The 19621-nt window shown below is 45.8% G+C and carries 19 protein-coding genes; 9 read left to right on the top strand and 10 right to left on the bottom strand.

Annotated elements, in window-relative coordinates; all coding sequences use genetic code 11:
• Positions 1 to 6: 6 nt before the first annotated feature.
• On the top strand, positions 7 to 633 hold the full coding sequence (locus ACY652_RS04125; RefSeq protein WP_462266725.1) for a hypothetical protein: 627 nt from the start codon (positions 7 to 9) through the stop codon (positions 631 to 633).
• 91 nt (positions 634 to 724) lie between these two features.
• On the opposite strand, the gene ACY652_RS04120 is transcribed toward ACY652_RS04125, so the two are convergent.
• Complete coding sequence (locus tag ACY652_RS04120; RefSeq protein ID WP_462266724.1) at positions 725 to 2992, bottom strand: aconitate hydratase; 2268 nt, start codon at positions 2990 to 2992, stop codon at positions 725 to 727.
• A 204-nt stretch (positions 2993 to 3196) separates the two neighbouring features.
• On the opposite strand from ACY652_RS04120, the gene ACY652_RS04115 reads away from it, so the two are divergent.
• On the top strand, positions 3197 to 4063 hold the full coding sequence (locus ACY652_RS04115; RefSeq protein ID WP_462266722.1) for a glutamate--tRNA ligase family protein: 867 nt from the start codon (positions 3197 to 3199) through the stop codon (positions 4061 to 4063).
• Between the two features lie 71 nt (positions 4064 to 4134).
• On the opposite strand, the gene ACY652_RS04110 is transcribed toward ACY652_RS04115, so the two are convergent.
• A complete protein-coding gene (locus ACY652_RS04110) occupies positions 4135 to 4734 on the bottom strand; it encodes an FMN-dependent NADH-azoreductase (protein WP_462266721.1) in 600 nt (199 codons plus the stop codon).
• 95 nt (positions 4735 to 4829) lie between these two features.
• Positions 4830 to 5447, bottom strand: coding sequence for a polysaccharide deacetylase family protein (locus tag ACY652_RS04105; protein ID WP_462266720.1), 618 nt, complete (start codon positions 5445 to 5447; stop codon positions 4830 to 4832).
• 144 nt (positions 5448 to 5591) lie between these two features.
• On the opposite strand from ACY652_RS04105, the gene ACY652_RS04100 reads away from it, so the two are divergent.
• From ACY652_RS04100 to ACY652_RS04090, 3 genes are all read left to right on the top strand, one after another.
• Positions 5592 to 6590: an NAD(P)H-dependent glycerol-3-phosphate dehydrogenase gene (locus ACY652_RS04100; protein WP_462266719.1), complete on the top strand. Its 999-nt coding sequence runs from the start codon at positions 5592 to 5594 to the stop codon at positions 6588 to 6590.
• Positions 6591 to 6627: 37 nt separating this feature from the next.
• Entirely contained in the window at positions 6628 to 6945 is a 318-nt protein-coding gene (locus tag ACY652_RS04095) for a hypothetical protein (RefSeq protein ID WP_462266718.1), read from the top strand.
• A 98-nt stretch (positions 6946 to 7043) separates the two neighbouring features.
• Complete coding sequence (locus ACY652_RS04090) at positions 7044 to 7319, top strand: hypothetical protein (RefSeq protein WP_462266717.1); 276 nt, start codon at positions 7044 to 7046, stop codon at positions 7317 to 7319.
• 99 nt (positions 7320 to 7418) lie between these two features.
• Here ACY652_RS04090 and ACY652_RS04085 read toward each other — a convergent pair whose 3' ends face one another.
• On the bottom strand, positions 7419 to 9230 hold the full coding sequence (locus ACY652_RS04085) for a DEAD/DEAH box helicase (RefSeq protein ID WP_462266716.1): 1812 nt from the start codon (positions 9228 to 9230) through the stop codon (positions 7419 to 7421).
• A 298-nt stretch (positions 9231 to 9528) separates the two neighbouring features.
• Between ACY652_RS04085 and ACY652_RS04080 the strand changes: the two genes are divergently transcribed.
• Positions 9529 to 9762, top strand: a complete 234-nt coding sequence (locus ACY652_RS04080; protein ID WP_462266715.1) for a hypothetical protein — start codon at positions 9529 to 9531, stop codon at positions 9760 to 9762.
• 297 nt (positions 9763 to 10059) lie between these two features.
• On the opposite strand, the gene ACY652_RS04075 is transcribed toward ACY652_RS04080, so the two are convergent.
• Positions 10060 to 10527, bottom strand: coding sequence for a DUF4293 domain-containing protein (locus ACY652_RS04075; RefSeq protein WP_462266714.1), 468 nt, complete (start codon positions 10525 to 10527; stop codon positions 10060 to 10062).
• 58 nt (positions 10528 to 10585) lie between these two features.
• Here ACY652_RS04075 and truA point away from each other — a divergent pair, with 58 nt between their 5' ends.
• Positions 10586 to 11365 (top strand): tRNA pseudouridine(38-40) synthase TruA, encoded by a 780-nt coding sequence (gene truA / locus ACY652_RS04070; RefSeq protein ID WP_462266713.1) that lies wholly within the window; start codon positions 10586 to 10588, stop codon positions 11363 to 11365.
• A 125-nt stretch (positions 11366 to 11490) separates the two neighbouring features.
• Here truA and ACY652_RS04065 read toward each other — a convergent pair whose 3' ends face one another.
• The 5 genes from ACY652_RS04065 to ACY652_RS04045 form a co-directional block, all read right to left on the bottom strand.
• A complete protein-coding gene (locus ACY652_RS04065) occupies positions 11491 to 12000 on the bottom strand; it encodes a phosphoribosyltransferase family protein (RefSeq protein ID WP_462266711.1) in 510 nt (169 codons plus the stop codon).
• A 132-nt stretch (positions 12001 to 12132) separates the two neighbouring features.
• Positions 12133 to 12531 (bottom strand): hypothetical protein, encoded by a 399-nt coding sequence (locus ACY652_RS04060; protein WP_462266710.1) that lies wholly within the window; start codon positions 12529 to 12531, stop codon positions 12133 to 12135.
• Positions 12482 to 13936, bottom strand: a complete 1455-nt coding sequence (gene rlmD / locus ACY652_RS04055) for a 23S rRNA (uracil(1939)-C(5))-methyltransferase RlmD (RefSeq protein ID WP_462266709.1) — start codon at positions 13934 to 13936, stop codon at positions 12482 to 12484. The genes ACY652_RS04060 and rlmD overlap by 50 nt, the downstream gene beginning before the upstream one ends.
• 84 nt (positions 13937 to 14020) lie before the next feature.
• Positions 14021 to 15151, bottom strand: a complete 1131-nt coding sequence (locus ACY652_RS04050; RefSeq protein WP_462266708.1) for an NAD(P)/FAD-dependent oxidoreductase — start codon at positions 15149 to 15151, stop codon at positions 14021 to 14023.
• 5 nt (positions 15152 to 15156) lie between these two features.
• On the bottom strand, positions 15157 to 16266 hold the full coding sequence (locus tag ACY652_RS04045) for a type III polyketide synthase (protein ID WP_462266707.1): 1110 nt from the start codon (positions 16264 to 16266) through the stop codon (positions 15157 to 15159).
• Positions 16267 to 16626: 360 nt separating this feature from the next.
• On the opposite strand from ACY652_RS04045, the gene ACY652_RS04040 reads away from it, so the two are divergent.
• Positions 16627 to 18426: a sensor histidine kinase gene (locus ACY652_RS04040; protein ID WP_462266706.1), complete on the top strand. Its 1800-nt coding sequence runs from the start codon at positions 16627 to 16629 to the stop codon at positions 18424 to 18426.
• A gap of 15 nt (positions 18427 to 18441) precedes the next feature.
• Entirely contained in the window at positions 18442 to 19140 is a 699-nt protein-coding gene (locus ACY652_RS04035) for a response regulator transcription factor (RefSeq protein ID WP_462266705.1), read from the top strand.
• The last annotated feature ends 481 nt before the right edge of the window (positions 19141 to 19621 follow it).

The following is a 19621-nucleotide window of genomic DNA, read 5'->3' as shown; positions in this document are numbered from 1 at the left end:
AAAGATATGTCTTTGAAAAAAAATGGGGCAGGTACGTTAAAGTCTCCTCCGCTTATTTTTAGTGCGCCGGTACAGGTGGATAGTTCTGCGTATGTTATGTATCTATTACAAGCCAATCAAAAAGATAACGGTGAAAATGAGTATGGAGGAAAGCGCGAGCCTGCAATTACTTGTCAGAATATCGTTTTTTACAATACAAACAATGGAGAGTACCATGTACTGGACTCTACGCGTAAAATGCTGATCAAATCGTATCGTACTGGGCCTTCTTCGTCTGATAATTATACCAATGGTAATGCTGTTCAAAGCAGTGGATTTATATTCTATGATATTGTAATAGATGATACCGATAAGGATACAAAGCTAACTGATAAAGATGCTGCTTATTTATTTGTATCAGACAGGACAGGCAGAAATTTCAGGCAGATATCTCCCGATAACTTCCGTGTGGCTAACTGGCAGTTAATAAGTAAGAGCAATAAAGTTTTGATGATGGCAACAAGCGTTGAGGAGGAGGCACAAAAACTACAAGAAGTTCCTTTTATATATGAACTTAATGGCAAGAAACCTCCATATTTAGTTTTTGACCCAACTGCACAAAAGCGCCTTGCACAACTAATCTATAAACAGTAATAAAGCTATTCTCCATAATCACAACGATGACATATAATAAGAAAGCCTTTACAGTAGCTGTAAAGGCTTTCTTAACAAAGGAATAAAAATATTACTGCGCCTGCTGTCTACGTATGATATTTAAAGCGCCACCGGCTTTAAACCACTCAATTTGCTGCGCGTTATAAGTATGGTTAACCGGAAAGGATTCCTCGGTGCCATCGGCATGGTGTAATACCACAGTTAACTGCTTGCCGGGGGTAAACTCGGTTAAACCGGTAATATCAATCACATCATCTTCCAGCACCTTGTCATAATCGGCTACATTATCAAAGGTAATACCTAACATGCCTTGCTTTTTCAGGTTGGTTTCGTGTATACGGGCAAACGATTTTACCAGGATGGCACGCACGCCCAAATGGCGTGGCTCCATCGCTGCATGCTCGCGTGATGAACCTTCACCATAGTTTTCATCGCCTACTACAACAGAGCCGATGCCTTGCGCCTTGTAATCGCGCTGGGTAGCCGGTACAGGGCCGTATTCGCCGGTCAGTTCGTTCTTTACGCAATCAGCCGTGTTGTTAAAATAGTTGATAGCGCCGATCAGCATATTGTTGGAGATGTTATCCAAATGGCCGCGGAACTTTAACCATGGGCCGGCCATCGAGATGTGGTCTGTAGTACATTTACCACGGGCCTTAATCAGCAACTTCAGGTTGGTGATGTCGGTACCTTCCCAAGCCGGGAACGGAGCTAACAGTTGCAGGCGCGAAGAGTTAGGGTCAACCTGTACGGTTACCTGGCTGCCATCTTCGGCTGGGGCCTGGTAGCCGGCATCGTCTACATCAAAACCTTTTACCGGTAACTCAATGCCTACCGGCTCATCCAATTTTACCTGCTCGCCCTTTTCGTTGGTCAGCGTATCGGTAAGCGGATTAAAAGTTAAATCGCCGGCGATGGCAAACGCGGTAACAATCTCTGGCGAAGCCACGAATGCATGCGTATTCGGGTTACCATCCTGCCGTTTGGCAAAATTACGGTTGAAGGAAGTAATAATTGAGTTTTTCCGGGTTGGGTCAGTTGTATGGCGGCTCCACTGGCCGATACAAGGGCCGCAGGCATTTGCCAGCACCACACCCCCCATTTGAGTAAACGTGTTTAAGTAACCATCACGGTCAACAGTAAAACGCACCTGTTCAGAACCGGGAGTAATGGTATACTCCGCTTTCGCTTTTAAATTTTTATCGATAGCCTGCTTGGCAATAGAAGCTGCGCGGGTAATGTCCTCATAAGAAGAATTGGTGCAGGAGCCAATCAACCCCACCTCTAAGGTTTCGGGCCAGCCGTTCTCTTTAACTGCGGTAGCAAATTTAGAAATAGGCCAGGCCAGATCCGGTGTGAACGGGCCGTTTACATGCGGCTCTAAATCGCTCAGGTTGATTTCAATTACCTGATCAAAATATTGCTCAGGATTGGCGTAAACCTCATCATCGCCGGTTAAGTGGTGCTGAATGGCATCAGCTAAACCGGCAATATCTTCGCGCTTGGTACCACGCAGGTAAGCGCCTGCCTTTTCATCATAGCCAAAAATAGAGGTGGTTGCACCAATTTCGGCACCCATGTTACAGATGGTACCTTTACCGGTAGCCGAAAGCGAACGGGCACCTTCGCCAAAATATTCAACAATAGCGCCGGTACCGCCTTTTACAGTTAAAACACCGGCAACTTTCAATATTACATCTTTTGCTGAGGTCCAGCCCGAAAGTTTACCGGTCAGGTGTACGCCAATCAGTTTTGGAAATTTAAGTTCCCAGGGCAGGCCGGCCATTACGTCGCAGGCATCAGCCCCGCCAACGCCAATGGCAATCATGCCTAAGCCGCCGGCGTTAGGGGTATGCGAGTCGGTACCGATCATCATACCGCCGGGAAATGCGTAATTTTCCAGCACTACCTGGTGGATAATACCCGCACCCGGTTTCCAGAAACCGATACCATATTTATCGGAAACAGAAGAAAGGAAATCATAAACCTCTTTATTCGTATCAACGGCGGTGTGTAAATCCTCAACCGCACCCACTTTGGCCTGAATGAGGTGATCACAGTGCACAGTAGAAGGTACAGCAACCTGCGGGCGGCCTGCCTGCATAAATTGCAGCAGCGCCATTTGTGCCGTTGCATCCTGCATGGCCACACGGTCGGGTGCAAAGTCTACATAGTCTGTACCACGCTGGTAAGCTTGCTGGGCATCACCGGCAGAAAGGTGGGCGTATAAAATTTTTTCGGTTAAGGTTAATGGTTTACCTGTTGTTTTACGGGCAGCCTCAATGCGGCTGGCAAAACGGTCGTAAACCTTTTTAATCATATCTAAATCAAAAGCCATTGTATTGATTTTTAGGTAAAAAAGTGAACAATCGGAGGTATAGACATATTATTTGCCCAACGCGGCGAATGTACAAAATTTAACACTGAAACGGGGGCATAGGTTTGTAGGATTGCTATTTGGATACGTTCTAAATAGGTTGGGTAATTCAATAGTAAAAAAGTAAAATTCAAAAACCGTTAGTAGCTTAGTCATCTCATAACTATGCTTACCCGTATTGCGCCAACACCCAGCGGTTACCTGCATTTAGGTAATATATTGTCGTTTGTAACAACGGCAATACTGGCTGAAAAGGTAGGCGCAACTATTTTGCTGCGGATTGATGACATGGATAGGGAGCGGGTAAATCCGTTATATGTACAGGATGTTTTCAATACACTAAGATTTTTAGATATCCCCTGGCAAATGGGGCCACGCAGTGCAAGGGAATTTGAAGCGGAATGGTCGCAACTGCACCGCATGGCCTTATATGAGGCGGCACTGTTGCAGTTGCGCGAAAGCGGACAAGTATTTGCCTGTACCTGCTCACGGGCACAGGTGCGCCGTATAACCGGAAGCGATGTATACCCCGGTACCTGTGCAGATAAGCAAATCAGTTTAGATACCCCCGGTGCCAGTTGGCGGTTACATACGCAAGGAACAGATCGTTTAACCGTGCATGACTATTATTCAGGCGCAATTGCAGCGACGCTGCCACCCGGAGTTCAATATATGGTAGTGAGAAAGAAAGACGGCTTTCCGGCCTATCAGTTAAGCTCATTGGTGGATGATGTATATTTCGGCGTAAATTTAATTGTGCGCGGACAGGATTTGTGGCCTTCTACTCTGGCGCAGCAATATTTAGCTCAGGTGTTGAAGTTAGAAGCCTTTCAGCAGGTACAATTCCATCATCACCCATTGTTAAAAGATACCGGCGGATTAAAATTATCAAAGTCCTCCGGTTCAACCTCCGTAAAGCATCTGCATGAGATGGGGCGAAGTCCTGCCGATGTTTATACTTTAATAAGTGATATGGCAGGTATCAACCAACGAACAGAAAGCTGGCGGCAACTGGCGGCACATCTGGCCTGAACATTATTATTGCAAAAATAAAGGGAACTACCTGGTGATAGTTCCCTTTAGCTTATAGAAGCTGTACCGGCTTAAATTGAAATACTTTCAATTCCCTTGTTTAAAGCATCAGCTTGCAGGTCTGGAACAGAAAAGCCTTCTGCCCTAACAATGGTAACGTCTGTCATACCTATAAAGCCAAATAGCGTTTTTAAGTAGGGTGCAACAAAATCTGCAGATTTATAAGGGCCTTCGCTGTATACGCCTCCCGTTGTTATGGCTATATATACCTTTTTGCCGGTTATTAACCCCTGGGGGCCATTTTCGGTGTACTTAAATGTAATTCCTGCCCGGCAAATGTGATCAATCCAGGCTTTTAAAGTAGATGGAATGGAAAAATTGTACATTGGCGCACCAATAACAATAATATCCGCATCCATAATTTCCTGAATAGCTTCATTGGAATGTTTGATAGCCGCTTTGTTTTCATCGGTGTGCTGGTCAGCCGGTGTGAAAAAAGCATTCAAATGTGCTTCCTCCAAATGTGGGAATGGGCCTTTGGTCAGGTCTTTCACCTGAACAGTGGCTGCCGGATCTTTTTCTTTCAGTTTCTCTATGATAGCATTAGCTAACTTAATGCTGTTTGAAGCCCCGCCCCGCGGGCTTGAAATAATACTCAGAATTTTTGACATGATATATTTAATTTTAGACAAGTTACATGTTTAAACATATATTTATCGCCTTTTTAGTATTGCCCTTACAAATTGACCTGAAGATGATACTGAAGCTATAGTGTTTTAAACTCATACCCTTTTTTCTGCCACAGCTCTAAAGCCTTCGGTAACACATACTTCAATCTTGGAAATGCCTTCATACTGTCATGAAACACGACTACTGATCCATTCTCCGCATGCTTCAGCGTCTGCTTCAGGCACTTTTCAGGGTCAAGGTTTACATCAAAATCACCGCTCAACACATCCCACATTACAATACTAATATCCGGCCGTACCTGCTTTAGCAGCTTGATCTGGCTGCGCTTAATGCGCCCGTAAGGCGGGCGGAACAATGGCGTGTTCAATAAGGTATCGGCCTGTTTGTAATTGTCGGTATATACTTGGTTACCTGTTGCCCAGCCTTTCAAATGATTAAAGGTGTGATTACCTATGACATGGCCTGCCGCCTGTACCTGTGCAAATATTTCCGGGTGTTTTTGCACATTATCGCCAATGCAAAAAAAAGTGGCCTTTGCCTGGTAGCGTTGTAAGGTATCCAGCACAAAGGGCGTTACTTCAGGTATAGGGCCGTCATCAAACGTTAAATATAAGGTATGCCGGTTACGTGGCTTGTTCCATAGCAATTGCGGATACAGGGCTTTAAGCAGCCAGGGCGTTTTAGTGAGGTACATTAGGATAGAAGCAAGAATCAAGAGCCAAGAATCAAGACTACAATCATAGCCAAATTAATAAAATTATTTTATGACTTACCGCCATAAAAGTGTCTTGACTCCTGATTCTTGTCTCTTGTCTCTATTCACTTATATTTGCTCCCAATGAGTAACAAAATTCTGGTAGTAGGCGGGGGCAGCTGGGCTACGGCGAATGTAAAAATGCTGACGGATAACCCTACACCCAAGGAAATTTTTTGGTGGATGCGTAATGAGCATAGGGTTGAGCATCTGCAGAAATTCAGGCACAATCCTAACTACCTGAGTTCGGTAGAAATTAAGGTGCCCGCAGCGCACATTTCTACTGACCTGAAAGAATTAATTGCCGGGGCTGATATGGTTTTGCTCAATGTGCCTGCTGCATTTCTGAAAGATGCGTTTCACAATATTACACCCGAAGATTTAGCCGGCAAAAAAATTATATCAGCCATTAAAGGTATCGTGCCCGATGAGAACATGATCATTGGTGATTTTATGCAAACACGCTACCACATACCTTTAACAAATTTTGTAGTCATCAGCGGCCCCTGCCATGCCGAAGAAGTGGCGCTGGAGAAGCTGTCTTACCTCACCATTGCTTCGCAGGATGAAGAACTGGCTGCCCGCTTTGCCGGTATGCTGAATACACGTTATATCAAAACTGTAGTATCAGATGATATTTATGGTACCGAGTATGCCGCCGTGCTTAAAAATATTTATGCTATTGCCAGCGGTATTTGCCACGGCCTGGGGTATGGCGATAATTTCCAGGCAGTGCTGATTGCCAATGCCATTAATGAATTAAAAAACTTTGTAGATGCCGTACACCCTATTGAGCGTGATATTAAGGAATCAGCTTATCTGGGCGATCTGCTGGTAACGGCTTATTCACAGTTCAGCCGTAACCGTACCTTTGGCAATATGATTGGCAAAGGCTATACCGTTACCTCGGCCCAACTGGAAATGAACATGGTGGCTGAAGGGTATTATGCAGTAAATTGCCTACACCAGATAAATAAAAACTACAAGGTAAGTATGCCCATTTGCAATGCGGTTTACAGCATTTTATACCAAAAGCGTTCCGCTGTAGCCGAAATGAAACATTTGGCAGAACAATTGAGTTAAGCAAGTATTATTTAACAACACTTAATTGTTTATACTCATGAAAAATATGTTTAAAGTTGCCTTGCTGGCAACAGGATTATTTGCAGCTGTTCAGGCAAATGCACAAACTGTAGGGCAAGACCTTAAAAGTGCAGGTAAGAGCGTAGGTAAAGCCGGTAAAAAAGTTGGCCACATTACTGCGCGTACAGCCTCAAAAGGTGCAGCAGCAGTAAGTGATAAAAGATACGAAGGCCACTACGGTCCGGGTGGCGAGAAAATTTATATCAATGATAAATCAAAATATTTTTATGTAAACAGCAAGGGTAAACGGGTATATGTAACCAAAGCCCAGATGACGACCACCAAGCCAATGTAACATTCGTAAAAAAGCGCCTGCCTTTTAAGGCAGGCGCTTTTTTTATATGGGTACCTATGAAAAAGAATATACTTCGGTTTTACTGTGCATTGGCAATAATGATTACTGTAACTGCCTGCTCTGATTCCAGCCAGGGAAAGTTAAAAGGTGAATGGCGTTCTAAAGACGGCGAAACCCGATTGAAGATTACCGGCAAAGAATTTATTATGGATAATGGCTCGCCCCTGCCCGAAGACTATATAATGAAAGGGGATACCATTCTTACCTCTTACGAAGGCAGCCAGCCTTATACAAAATTTGTGATACAGCAGTTAGATGAGCATAACCTAAAGCTGTTATATCCCGACTCGGTTACTGTTGAGTTTACCCGTTAAATAACAAAAGCCCTTCCGTTTAGGGGAAAGGCTTTGTTAACTAAACTAAAACTAATGGTGCTTTTGCTTGCAAAAGCTGCTATGAAGAAAAACTAAACTTTAATATTTCTTGCGGCGCTCGGTACGATCTTCGCGGCGTTTACCCGAAAAATCGCGGAAACCGCCACCTTGGCTGCCACTGCGTTCGCTGCTGCGGCCATCACGGCGGTTGCCTCCTCTGAAACCTCCGCCATCGCGGCTTTCGCTCTTACGATAGTTAGACGCACCACCACGGCTTTCGTTACGGTCGCCATCGGCAGAAATTTCAATTCTTACCTCGCGGCCATGAAATTCGGCTTCTTTAAAGCTGTTAAACGCGCGGTCCGAATCTTCATTGGCAACTTCAATGAATGAGTAAACTCCCTTTACATCAATTTTACCAATAGTACGGCCGCTGATGCCGGTTTGGTTACAGAAGTAACCCAGCAAATCGCCACGACTAAACCCGTCTACCGAACCCAGGTTGATAAACAACCGTGTAAAATCGGCACGGGCGCCGGTGCGCGGGAACTTCTCGCCACCTTCGCGGCTGCGGCTGTCTTCCTGTACATTAAGGTCAGGTGCGTTCTTATAATAATCCAGGAAGGTATTGAACTCTAACGAAGCAAAACGCTTGATCAGGTCTTCCTTGCTCAGGTCCGCAAACTCATCCATAATGCGGGGCAGGTACTGCTCAATCTGAGCTTCGTCTACCTGTACATTATGTACTTTATGAATCATGCCGAACAATTGCTTTTCGCATACATCAAAACCGGTTGGTATTTCGGCTTTGGTAAAGCGCTTGCCTATGGTTTTTTCAATCTGACGTATTTTGCCTAACTCCTTCGAGTTAATGATAGCAATTGAAATACCGGTTTTGCCGGCACGGCCGGTACGGCCGCTACGGTGGGTATAGTTCTCAATTTCATCGGGCAGCGAGTAGTTAATTACGTGGGTAACATCACTTACATCAATACCACGGGCGGCTACATCGGTTGCAATCAGCAACTGCAGGCTGCGGTCGCGGTAACGTTTCATTACCTTGTCGCGCTGCTGCTGCGATAAATCACCGTGCAGGGCATCAGCATTGTAACCGTCCTTAATCAAGGATTCAGCAATTTCCTGCGTTTCAATTTTGGTACGGCAAAATACAATACCAAAAATTTCGGTATTAAAATCAACAATACGCTTAAAAGCGGCGTATTTGTCACGGGCACGCACTACATAGTATTCGTGCTCAATGTTTACATTACCCGAGTTTTTTTCGCCCATCGTTAATTCGAAGGGGTCGGTCATGTACTTTTTGGCGATGCGGCGTACTTCGCTTGGCATCGTGGCCGAAAACAGCCATGTTTTCTTTTCTTCGGGCGTAGTAGACAAAATATTGTCAATGTCCTCCTGGAAGCCCATGTTGAGCATTTCATCTGCCTCATCCAGTACTACGTACTGGATGTTTGAAAAATCGATGGCATTGCGGTTTAGAATATCCAGCATACGGCCGGGTGTTGCTACCACAATCTGTACGCCGCGTTTGATGCTGCGCAACTGATCGCTGATACTGGCACCACCGTAAACTGCCACCACATGCACACCAGGCATGTTTTTGGCATATTTTGTTAAATCGCTTGTAATTTGCAAGCAAAGTTCACGTGTAGGGCATAGTACAAGCGCCTGAGGGGTTTTTTCCTCGAAATCGACAAGTTCTAAAAGAGGCAGTCCGAATGCAGCGGTTTTTCCGGTTCCCGTTTGGGCTAATCCGACAAAATCGTTGCTGCCAGACAGTAGTACAGGAATAGAAGCTTCCTGAATGGGCGATGGTTTCTCGAAACCTAAATCGCTGATGGCATTAACAATATCATGACGGATTCCCAGTTCTAAAAATGGGTTATTCATGAATTAAAATAACGTATCTGACAACATCGTCAAATCGGGTGCAAAGGTATGGAAATACTTTATAAATGCAAATAGAAAGATTAAACGTTTTAATATTAGATGTCTGCCAATTGCAATAAACTGTTCATCCTGTATTAACTATTTGATTTTCTGTTATTTGTGGTTGTTAAATAATTTATAAAAAATAACGGTTAGCCAAGTAATAAAACAAGTTACAAATACATGATTCGCCCTTTGTAATGGCAAAAATGTATATTTGATATTATAAGCAGATAATATTATTATGGGTGAGGCTGCATTGAAGTTAGAACTACATCAAAAAATTGAGCAGGCAGACGGGCAGCAGCTACAGGTGCTGTATGATTTAGTTAATAGCTATCTTACCGGCCACGAAAATGAGGATTGGAATAATATACCGGCACAGCAGCAGGAAGCCATTTTAAAAAGTTCTTTAGAGGCTGCCCAGCGTTTGGGTAAGCCTTTGGGCGATGTATTACAGAGGCTTAAAGGAAAACACGGCATTAATGGCTGAAGCTATTGTTTTAACCCCTGTTGCCGAAGCAGATTTGGAATCGCTTACTGATTATTTGATGGCCGAATGGGGTTTAAGTGTTACCGATGTTTTTTGAGCCGCTTTGAAGAGGTATGTGAATTGATTAGCAAAACACCGGAGATATATCCTTTCATCAACGAAAAAGAGCAGATAAGAAGGACTGTCCTTACCAAGCATAACATCATCTTCTTTAAAGAAGTAGAAGGTGCTATTTATCTTTTAAAAATTTATGACACTCGCCAGCACCCGTCAAAAATGAGTATTAAATAATCATTACTAACGTAATCGATCGGCCGAGCGTACCAGCTTCTCGTCGCTTTTAATGGCGCGGATAGCCAGGATCACCAAAACGATACTGATAGGTACCAGAAACATACCAATACCATAATTTACCGTACGGATGGCATTGGCCGGTACTACTTCATGAATAGTTTCGCCTACCCAAAAGCTGTAACCAATAATAACCAGCAGCGCACTGTAGCACAGCGCAATCTGCTGCTTGCGGTTCTTGTATAAGAAAACAATGAGTATTGGCAGTATAGCAATGATTGCTGTTACAATGGTAAGCGCTAAAAAAGTTCTGGTATGAATTTGCGCACCGGCGGCATTTTGATAAATACCTGTTACCCCAACATTTACCGGAATGATGCCTGTATAAACCGTATTCAGGATAGGAAACAGGTAAAGGCCGCCGATTAATAAGCCGGCAACAAATAAATATATGCTTTGTACGCGTTGCAACATGGTTAAATAAATAGAATGGGCAAAGATAAAAGGTTTACGGTAATTATAACTTTGCACCGTGCAAACGCAACGCTATTTTTTAGAACTGGCTTACGATGGTACGCATTACCACGGCTGGCAGGTACAGCCCAATGCCATAACCGTACAGCAAAAGCTGAATGAGGCGCTGGCCATACTGCTGCGCCAGCCGGTAGAAACCATTGGTGCCGGCCGTACCGATACCGGCGTGCATGCCAGGCAGTTATTTGTGCATTTTGATGCCCCCCAGCTCCCTGAAGGAGGAGCAAACGTTTTCAAAAGCTCCCCCTTTAGGGGGCTGGGGGGCCTGAACGCCTTACTGCCGCATGATATTGCAGTAAAGCAGGTGATTGAGGTAGCGCCTGATGCACATGCCCGGTTTGATGCTGTGCTGCGCTCGTATGAGTATCATCTTCATTTTGCCAAAGATCCCTTCAAAACCAACTACTCCTGGCTGCTGCGCGACCGGCCCGATGTGCAGGCCATGAACCAGGCCGCCAGTTTGCTGATGGCATATACTGATTTTAGCTGCTTCAGCAAATCCAACACCCAGGTAATGACCAATAATTGCAAAATCAGCCGGGCAGAGTGGGTGGCACAGCCTGATGGCAACCTTGTCTTTCACATATCAGCCGACCGTTTCCTGCGCAATATGGTAAGGGCTATTGTAGGTACATTGCTGATGGTAGGCCGTGGTGAAATGGCACCGGAAGATATAAGTCTAATTATAGAAAGCCGGAACCGCAGCAAGGCCGGCAACTCGGTACCTGCTTGCGGATTGTATTTAACGGAAGTAAAATATCCTTATATAAAGCAGTAATCATTGCAAGCGCGTCATTGCGAAGAACGAAGCAATACCTGACTTATAGAGTAGCTTTACATATCGAGGATTGCTTCGTTCCTCGCAATGACGTATTGAAGAAGCAGTTAGTTTATCTTGGCTATCTACCGCATATAAACGGCATCCTCGCCGCCGCTTTCGCTCAATTCTACCTCAATGTGCTCTTTTAATACAGTAGATAAAGCAATACCAGAAAAATCGGTACTTACCGGAAAGCTTTTGTGGTTGCGGTCTACCAATACCACCGTCCGCAGCTTTTTCAGCGGCACATCTAAAAATACGCCGAAGCCATAAGCCAGCGTTTTACCGCTGTTCAGCACATCATCCACCAAAATAATAACTTTATTGGTGCAACTGGCTGCATCGGCATCCATTTGTGCGTTAAGACTGGTGCTTTGCTTGTCAATTTCGATGTTTATCAGCTCACTTTTAAAAGGTGCAATCTGGTCAAGCTTGTCCTTTAAACGGCGGGCAATCAGGCTGCCTTGCGGTAGTATACCGGCAATCACCAGTTCCTGTTCCTCCAGGTTGTCCTCCAGTATCTGGTAGGCAATCCTGTCCAGCTTTTGCTGTATCTGCTGGTGGTTGAGGATTAGTAAGCGTTTATCGGGCATGGTGTTGAAAATTAATGCAGATACAAACTTATTAAAGTTATTGTCATTTCGACCGCAGGGAGAAATCTTCTGCTGTAGACCAGGTCGCCTGAAGAGGATTTCTCCCTGCGGTCGAAATGACTGATAATATGTTTAATCCTCTTTATACGGATGAAATACAAAATTAGCCCCTTCAGGCACAATTACAAACAGGCACATAAAATGATGCGGGTTCTTATAACTATCAATAAACCGCTGTTTCAGCATTTTATTGATAACACCGCGCTCCAAAAATTCTTCCAGCGTAGAAGCCTGGATGGTCCACTCGGTATTCAATTCATGGCGGTCTAAAATCAGTTCGCCCAGTTTTACTTCGTGCTGGTGCGCTACAAAGATAGGATAGGCCGATAAGCCTTCCACCATAATTTCTACGGCTACCTCGCGGATGGATTCATTGTATAATTTTAAGTCTGCTTCCAGACTTTTCAGCGGACTATCGCCTTTATTCTCCGGGTTGCTGTTCAGGTTGCCCAGTAATTCCTCTGAGTTCATGTGCTTTTAAAGTTAACAGTACAACATTTTCTACGTGCTGCGTATGCGGAAACATGTCCACCGGCTTAATGCGTGCCACTTCGTATTTTTCTTTCAATAACTGCAAATCCCGGGCCTGTGTGGCGGCATTGCAGCTTACGTATACAATTTTAGGCGCTTCCATTTCCAGCAGGCGGGCTACTACATCGGCGTGCATACCGGCACGAGGCGGGTCGGTGATCACTACATCGGGCTTACCGTGCTGGGCGATGAAGGCGGCATCCAGTACATCCTTCATATCACCGGCATAAAACCCGGTGTTGGTAATGTTATTAATGGCCGAGTTTACCTTCGCATCTTCAATGGCCGAAGGTACGTATTCTACCCCCACCACATGGCGCACATGCCGGGCCACAAAGTTGGCAATGGTGCCAGCGCCGGTATATAAATCATACACCAGCTCATTACCCGTAAAGCCGGCAAACTCGCGGGCGATCTCATAGAGGTGTAACGCCTGTATAGAGTTGGTTTGATAAAAGGATTTTGGCCCGATACGAAAGTGTATGCCTTCCATCTGTTCCATAATGTATTCCGGCCCTTTCCAGGCAATTACCTCCTGGTCGAAAATCGTATCGTTCTTCTTTTGGTTTTCAATGTACAGCAGCGAAGTGATGCGCGGAAACTTATGATTTATAAATTCCATCATGCCCTTAATCTCCTCTTCGGTAGCATAGGAAAACACCACAATCACCATTAGTTCGCCGGTTGATGATGTGCGAATGATAAGGTTACGCAAGGCACCGGTATGTGCCTTAATGTCGTAAAAACTGAGGCCATGCTGCTTAGCGTAGTTACGTATGCTGATGCGCAGCAGGTTAGAAGGGTCAGCCTGCAAATGGCAGTGCGAAATATCCAGTATCTTATCAAACCGGCCGGGGATGTGGTAGCCCAGCGCGTCCATATCCAATGGCGCATCCGTACGGTTCTCACCATCAGTAAGCCAGCGCTTGTTCGAAAAAGTATATTCCAGTTTGTTGCGGTAATAACGGTCGGTAGGTGAGGGCAAAATGGCCTCCATGTGGCTGATGTCCACTTTCGCCAAACGGCTCAGGGCATCGCCTACTGTTTTCTGCTTAAACTGCAATTGGGCATCATACGTCATGTGCTGCCATTTGCAGCCGCCGCACACGCCAAAGTGTTCGCAAAAAGGTTCGGTACGGTGGACGGATGGTTGTACAAGCCGGGTAATTTTACCTTCGCCAAAATTTTTCTTCTTGCGGTATACTTCAATGTCGGCTACATCGCCGGGTACTGCTTTCTCAACAAACAATACCAGATCTTCGGCTTTGCCAACCCCTTTGCCTTCTTCGGCAATATCAATAATGCTTACGTTCTCAAATCGCTTATTAGGTGCAGATTTCCTCATTCGGCTGCAAATTTAGCTAAATCTGTAATGTTAACCTATTTTAAAACAAGGCAGGTAAGGGAAGATAGCAACCGTTAAAAAACATCAGGCAAAGGGCTGTCCGTGTGTTTTGCCAATCAGGTAGGGGGCAATGCCCGGCATCAGGTTTAGGGCGCTAATGGCCACATCAACAGCACGGCCGCTTCCAAACAGCTTTTGCAGCCGCCGGCCCAGCCACAGGCGGCGGGCAAACTGCCGGTTCCATGCTTGAGTGTACTCCTGTTCCAGTGCCTGGCGCTGTTGTGTTGTAAAAGGTTGGCTTAATTTGTAATGTTTAATGATGTTTTCAGAAAGGATTTTGGAGGAATGAATAGCCATCGTCATGCCGTTGCCGCAAAGGGGAGCAATCATGCCGGCGGTGTCGCCGCTCATCAGCACATGCTGCTCTACCGGGGCCTTCTTTTCAAAGGAGATTTCGTTAATCACCTCCGGCTTATCCATCAGCAGTTCGGCATGGCCGAATAGTTCTTTCAGGTAAGGGTTTTTGCAGATAATATGTTCCTGTACTTCGGGCAGGCCGCCATATTTCCGCACATCGTCCCGGTGCACCATCGAGCACATGCACCATTTGCCGTCATCCACTTTCACCACGCCGCAATAGCCATCCTTGTAATTGTTAAGCTGGATAAGGTTATCCGGAAAATCAATCTTTACATGCACCTTAATGCCAACATACGGGCTGCGGCGGTAAAAAAAGGGGCGGTTCAGTTGTTTGTCCAGGTTGGAGCGTTTGCCGAATGCTCCGATCACCAGCGGTGCAGTAAGCGTTTGACCGGGCAGTACCACTTCGAACCGGTTATCTGCAAAGCGGATATCATTGATGTGGGTGTTCAGCATAAAGGTAACGCCTTCGGCCTGCGCTTTCTGATACAGGTAATGGTCAAAGGTGTAACGGCTCAAACCAAAGCCGCCCAAATCAAGCGGCTGTGCAAATTTTTTGCCGGATACCGAAGTAATTTCCAGCTGGTTGATGTGCGATGCCTTTAAGGTGTTAACATCAACATCTAACTTATCAAAAAAGGGTAATACTTCATTAGATATATATTCGCCGCATACCCGGTGAAACGGATAGTTTTTTTTTTCAATAACAGTTACTTTTAGGCCGGCACGATTAAGCTGTAACGCATTAAACAAACCAGCCAGGCCGCCGCCTGCTACAATAACATCTGCATCCATAAAAATTATTGCATGGTAAGTACCATACCCTCCACCGTTAGCCCCGGCCCAAAGGCATAGCTGGCCACATGCTCGCCCTGCAGGCCGCCGGCACTAAGCATTCTATTTAATACAAACAAAATAGTGGCCGATGACATGTTACCGTACTGCCGTAACACCTCGTAGGAGTGGGCGTTGCTTTCCTCCGGCAAATCCAGCGCCTGCTCTACAGCCTCTAAAATTTTACGGCCGCCGGGGTGCACGGCATAAGCGCCGATTTGCTGCGGTGTAAGGCCGGCTTTGGCTGTCATGCGTTCGGTGATGGCTTTAATGTTTCGCTGTATTTGCCGGGGTACTTTAGGTGTCAGCTTCATTTCAAAGCCGGTATTGCCAATGTACCAGCCCATCTCATTACGGCTATCCGGCATAAACTCCGAATAAAAGCTGTTAAGTTCTAAACAGGGTTTGCTGCCGGTGCGGTTACTGGTGTGCTCCACCAGTGCCGCCGCCGAGCCGTCAGAGAACAGGGAATTGGCCACCCAGTTATCCAGTGTTTGCTCTTTTTGAAAATGCAGGGTGCAAAGCTCTGCACTTACCACCAGCACTTTAGCCTGCGGGTTAGCACGGCAAATGTAATCTGCAGTTTTAAGGCCGTTAACGGCACCATAGCAACCCATAAAGGTAATGCAGGTGCGCTCGGTAGTGCGCTTTAAATTCAACTGGTCTACCAGGTCAATATCCAGCCCAGGGGCATACATGCCGGTACAACTTATGGTGATCAGGTGGGTTATCTGCTCAAAAATATCCTTATCAAACTGGGCAGCCAAGTTGCGGGCGGCCTGTACGCCTACTTTAATGGCTTCCTGCTGGTACAGCTTCAACCGACTTCTGGTACAGGCGTATAGCGGGTCGTCGGGCCGGTTCTCAAAAAAAGTGTATGCCTCCGGCTGGCCATGCTTAAAATCGGCCACCGCGGTATAGCGGTGCTCGATGCCCGAATGCTCGTAGATGCTGTAGAGCCGCCTGGCCTGCGGCCCGTCTAAAGCAAAGGTTTTGACCATAAATTCAAAAGCGTCCTGCTGGTTTACACGAAATTCAGGATTTGCAGTGCCGATGGCCGTTATACAACTACTCATAAATTTTTTGAAGATTATAACCTCTTGTAAAATGTCCCCGATATTGGTATAGTATGCTAATGCACTAAAGGAGATATATACATGTAATTAAAGGCTTAACAAGTTGCTTTGTTTCAGCTTTAACCAATAATACCACAACAATTAGTGCTGATTATTGCGTACCAGGCCGGCGGATAATTATGGCAGTAACAATGAGGAAATTGATATGATATAGCGTGAACCGATTTAAAGCGGTTTGGTAAAAGGTATAACCCGTTAAAATTTTGCCGCAGGTACAGAGGTGCCTTTTTTATCATTTGTTAAAAATTGTTAAAGCCGTTACCGGGGCCTTGTAATTAAGTATTTTTGCAGGAAGCACGCATGAGAAAAAGAAGTATTGGCCTGATTGTCGGACTAATGGGCTTTGCCCTGCTGGGCGTGATGGCCATGCAGTGGTATTTTTTGCGCCAGAGCTATCAGCTGCAGTCCAAATTGTTCGACCGCTCGGTGAATGAGGCATTGGATAACGTGGTGACCAAGGCTGCGTTGCAGGATGCCGATAATTTTTTGCACCACAAGGCGGCATTGCGTATGCAGCGCCAGTTTGCCATTACTACCCACACCCGCCGTGCTGTTGCCGATTCACTGGCCGAAATAAAGGCCGGGCAGCAGCGCAGGGCACAGGTAGCAATGCTTAAGGATAGCCTGAACCGGCTGCTGCAGCACAAAAAGCAGGATGATGACCTGGAAAAGGCCATTAAGGCCGGCGCTTATGTGAGCATCCGGTATGAAGAGTCGGTTGATGAGAACGGCATCCTTACCCAGCGCATTGCACCGCCCGAAGTAATACATGAGCCCGCCGCCGACGTTAATAAGCCGCTGCAGAAATATGATGTAAATGCCTATGAATATTTTGACCCTGTATTGGGCCGGCAGCAGGTATTTATTAAGCAGCTGAACCCGGCCTGGCAGCGCGACCAGTTGCGTAAGCTTAAAATGAAGCAGCTAAAGCAAGTGAAAAAACTGCTGGCCGATGATTCGCTGGCGCAACTGGCTAAACAGCAAACCGTAGCGCAGAGCACCGTATTCCGTACCCTGGCAGAGGAGTATCAAAAGGCCGATGAGCCACTGCGCAAACGCATCAACGCCATGTGGATGGATTCGCTGCTGCGCCTGGAACTGCGTAACCGGGGTGTTGATCTGCCGTTCAGCTACGAGATTTCAAATGCCAATAATGATTCGCTGATATTTTCCAACGCCTCTGAAAGCAACCTGGATAAGCCCCGCTTTATACAGGGCAGCTATTACGAAACCCCCATTTTTGGCAAGCAGCTGATTAATGACCCCGGCCGTATGCGGCTATATTTTCCGGACAAGGATGCCCATATCCGCGGCATGATGACCTACACCATCTCCATTAGCGGGGGCTTGCTGTTGGTACTGCTGGTTTGCTTTGGTTACACCATTTTCTCTATCCTGAGGCAAAAGAAGATCTCGGAAATGAAAACTGATTTCATCAACAACATGACCCACGAGTTTAAAACGCCGGTATCTACCATCATGATTGCCAGTGAGGCGCTTAAAGACCCGGAAGTGGCCACCAACAGCACGCGGGTAAGCCGCCTGGCCGATATTATCTATGAAGAAAACAACCGCCTGGGCAGCCATATAGAAAGGGTGCTGAATATTGCCCGTATCGAAAAGAATGACTTTAAGTTAGACGTTACTACGGTTGATATTAACGAGCTGATTACTGATGTGCTCGACAGTATGGCGCTCAAGCTGCAAAAGTATGAGGCACAGGTACATTTACACCTGGATGCGGTGCAGGCCGTTATAAAGGCCGATGAACTGCATTTCTCCAATGTGCTGTACAACCTTGTGGATAATGCCATTAAGTACAGCAGCGGCAAGCCTGAACTAACCATCAGTACCCTTAACCGGAACGACCAGTTGATTATCCGCGTGGCAGATAAAGGCATTGGCATGAGCCGAGACCAGCAGGCCAAAATATTTGAACAGTTTTACCGGGTACCCACCGGTAACCTGCACGATGTAAAAGGTTTTGGTTTGGGCCTCAGCTATGTAAATACCATTGTAAACCGTTTGGATGGCAGCATCAGCGTAAAATCAGAAAAAGACAAAGGCTCGGAGTTTGAGCTTAAATTTAAAACCGCCTGACGGCAATTACTCCACATGAAAAGAATTTTACTGGTAGAGGATGACCCTAACCTGGGTATGCTGCTGCAGGATTACCTGCAGCTGAAAGGAAAATTTGATGTGGTGTTGTGCAAAGATGGCGACGAGGGTTTGCAGGAGTTCAACAAAGCCAATTATGATTTGGTGATACTGGATGTAATGATGCCCAAAAAAGATGGTTTTACGCTGGGCAAGGAAATACGCAAGGTAAACCAGCAGGTGCCTATCATATTCGCTACCGCCAAAACCATGATTGAGGATAAAACCCAGGCATTTAACCTGGGCGGCGATGATTATATTACCAAGCCCTTTCGTATTGAAGAACTGCTGCTGCGCATTAATGCCCTGCTGAAACGCGTACCCGGTGATGAAAAGGCGCCCGAGGCCAAGCCCACCCACTTCAGTATTGGCAAATACGAGTTTGATTATACCGCCCAGATGATCAACCTGCCTGCCGCCGGTACCCAGCAAAAACTATCCACCAAAGAAGCTGAACTGCTACGCCTGCTGTGCCTGCGCAAAAACGAAGTGCTTACCCGAGAAGAAGCCCTGATCAACATCTGGCATGATGACAACTACTTTAACGGCCGCAGCATGGATGTGTTTCTAAGCAAGCTGCGCAAGTACCTGCGCGAAGATCCCTCGGTAGAGATTATCAATGTGCATGGCAGAGGGTATAAGCTGCTGGTAGATTAGTTAAAGGTATACTGCTGTATAAACATAGCACGTCATTTCGACCGCAGGGAGAAATCTTCTTCAGGCAACTGGTCTGCACAAGAAGATTTCTCCCTGCGGTCGAAATGACTAAGTTAAAAGCTACTTTCTTGCTCTCACCTTAAAGGCAGTCCTATCTAATTTAGGCGGATTATTTTCAGGATAGTTATAAGCAACACTGTTAAGGTAATTGGCAATACGGAGCCGTTCCTGCCAGGTTAGTTTCTTATAATACCGGGCATGATCAGATGCTTCTGCTGCTGTTTGCGCCTTAAACGCTGTTCTGTCTAATCGCTTAAAATCCATACCCAAATTTATAATTAATTTTTGTTGATTACTGATAGACAGAAAGGGCACCTAAATGCACTACACCCTGCCCATCCATTCTGTAACAACTTTGTTAGCCCCGAAAAATGGCTAATTCACACTAAATGAATAAGTTTGCTTAAACAATAACTTTAAC

The sequence above is a fragment of the Mucilaginibacter sp. genome (genome assembly GCF_965200995.1).
Taxonomy (GTDB): Bacteria; Bacteroidota; Bacteroidia; order Sphingobacteriales; family Sphingobacteriaceae; genus Mucilaginibacter.
Note: the sequence above shows the minus strand (reverse complement) of the source record. Positions and strands in the feature narration are given on the sequence as shown.

Excerpts from the sequence above, each read along its gene's own strand:
- ACY652_RS04125 (WP_462266725.1), top strand. The coding sequence starts at position 7 with ATGTCTTTGAAAAAAAATGGGGCAGGTACGTTAAAGTCTCCTCCGCTT.
- ACY652_RS04120 (WP_462266724.1), bottom strand. The coding sequence starts at position 2,992 with ATGGCTTTTGATTTAGATATGATTAAAAAGGTTTACGACCGTTTTGCC.
- ACY652_RS04115 (WP_462266722.1), top strand. The coding sequence starts at position 3,197 with ATGCTTACCCGTATTGCGCCAACACCCAGCGGTTACCTGCATTTAGGT.
- ACY652_RS04110 (WP_462266721.1), bottom strand. The coding sequence starts at position 4,734 with ATGTCAAAAATTCTGAGTATTATTTCAAGCCCGCGGGGCGGGGCTTCA.
- ACY652_RS04105 (WP_462266720.1), bottom strand. The coding sequence starts at position 5,447 with ATGTACCTCACTAAAACGCCCTGGCTGCTTAAAGCCCTGTATCCGCAA.
- ACY652_RS04100 (WP_462266719.1), top strand. The coding sequence starts at position 5,592 with ATGAGTAACAAAATTCTGGTAGTAGGCGGGGGCAGCTGGGCTACGGCG.
- ACY652_RS04095 (WP_462266718.1), top strand. The coding sequence starts at position 6,628 with ATGAAAAATATGTTTAAAGTTGCCTTGCTGGCAACAGGATTATTTGCA.
- ACY652_RS04090 (WP_462266717.1), top strand. The coding sequence starts at position 7,044 with ATGATTACTGTAACTGCCTGCTCTGATTCCAGCCAGGGAAAGTTAAAA.
- ACY652_RS04085 (WP_462266716.1), bottom strand. The coding sequence starts at position 9,230 with ATGAATAACCCATTTTTAGAACTGGGAATCCGTCATGATATTGTTAAT.
- ACY652_RS04075 (WP_462266714.1), bottom strand. The coding sequence starts at position 10,527 with ATGTTGCAACGCGTACAAAGCATATATTTATTTGTTGCCGGCTTATTA.
- ACY652_RS04065 (WP_462266711.1), bottom strand. The coding sequence starts at position 12,000 with ATGCCCGATAAACGCTTACTAATCCTCAACCACCAGCAGATACAGCAA.
- ACY652_RS04060 (WP_462266710.1), bottom strand. The coding sequence starts at position 12,531 with ATGAACTCAGAGGAATTACTGGGCAACCTGAACAGCAACCCGGAGAAT.
- rlmD (WP_462266709.1), bottom strand. The coding sequence starts at position 13,936 with ATGAGGAAATCTGCACCTAATAAGCGATTTGAGAACGTAAGCATTATT.
- ACY652_RS04050 (WP_462266708.1), bottom strand. The coding sequence starts at position 15,151 with ATGGATGCAGATGTTATTGTAGCAGGCGGCGGCCTGGCTGGTTTGTTT.
- ACY652_RS04045 (WP_462266707.1), bottom strand. The coding sequence starts at position 16,266 with ATGAGTAGTTGTATAACGGCCATCGGCACTGCAAATCCTGAATTTCGT.
- ACY652_RS04040 (WP_462266706.1), top strand. The coding sequence starts at position 16,627 with ATGAGAAAAAGAAGTATTGGCCTGATTGTCGGACTAATGGGCTTTGCC.
- ACY652_RS04035 (WP_462266705.1), top strand. The coding sequence starts at position 18,442 with ATGAAAAGAATTTTACTGGTAGAGGATGACCCTAACCTGGGTATGCTG.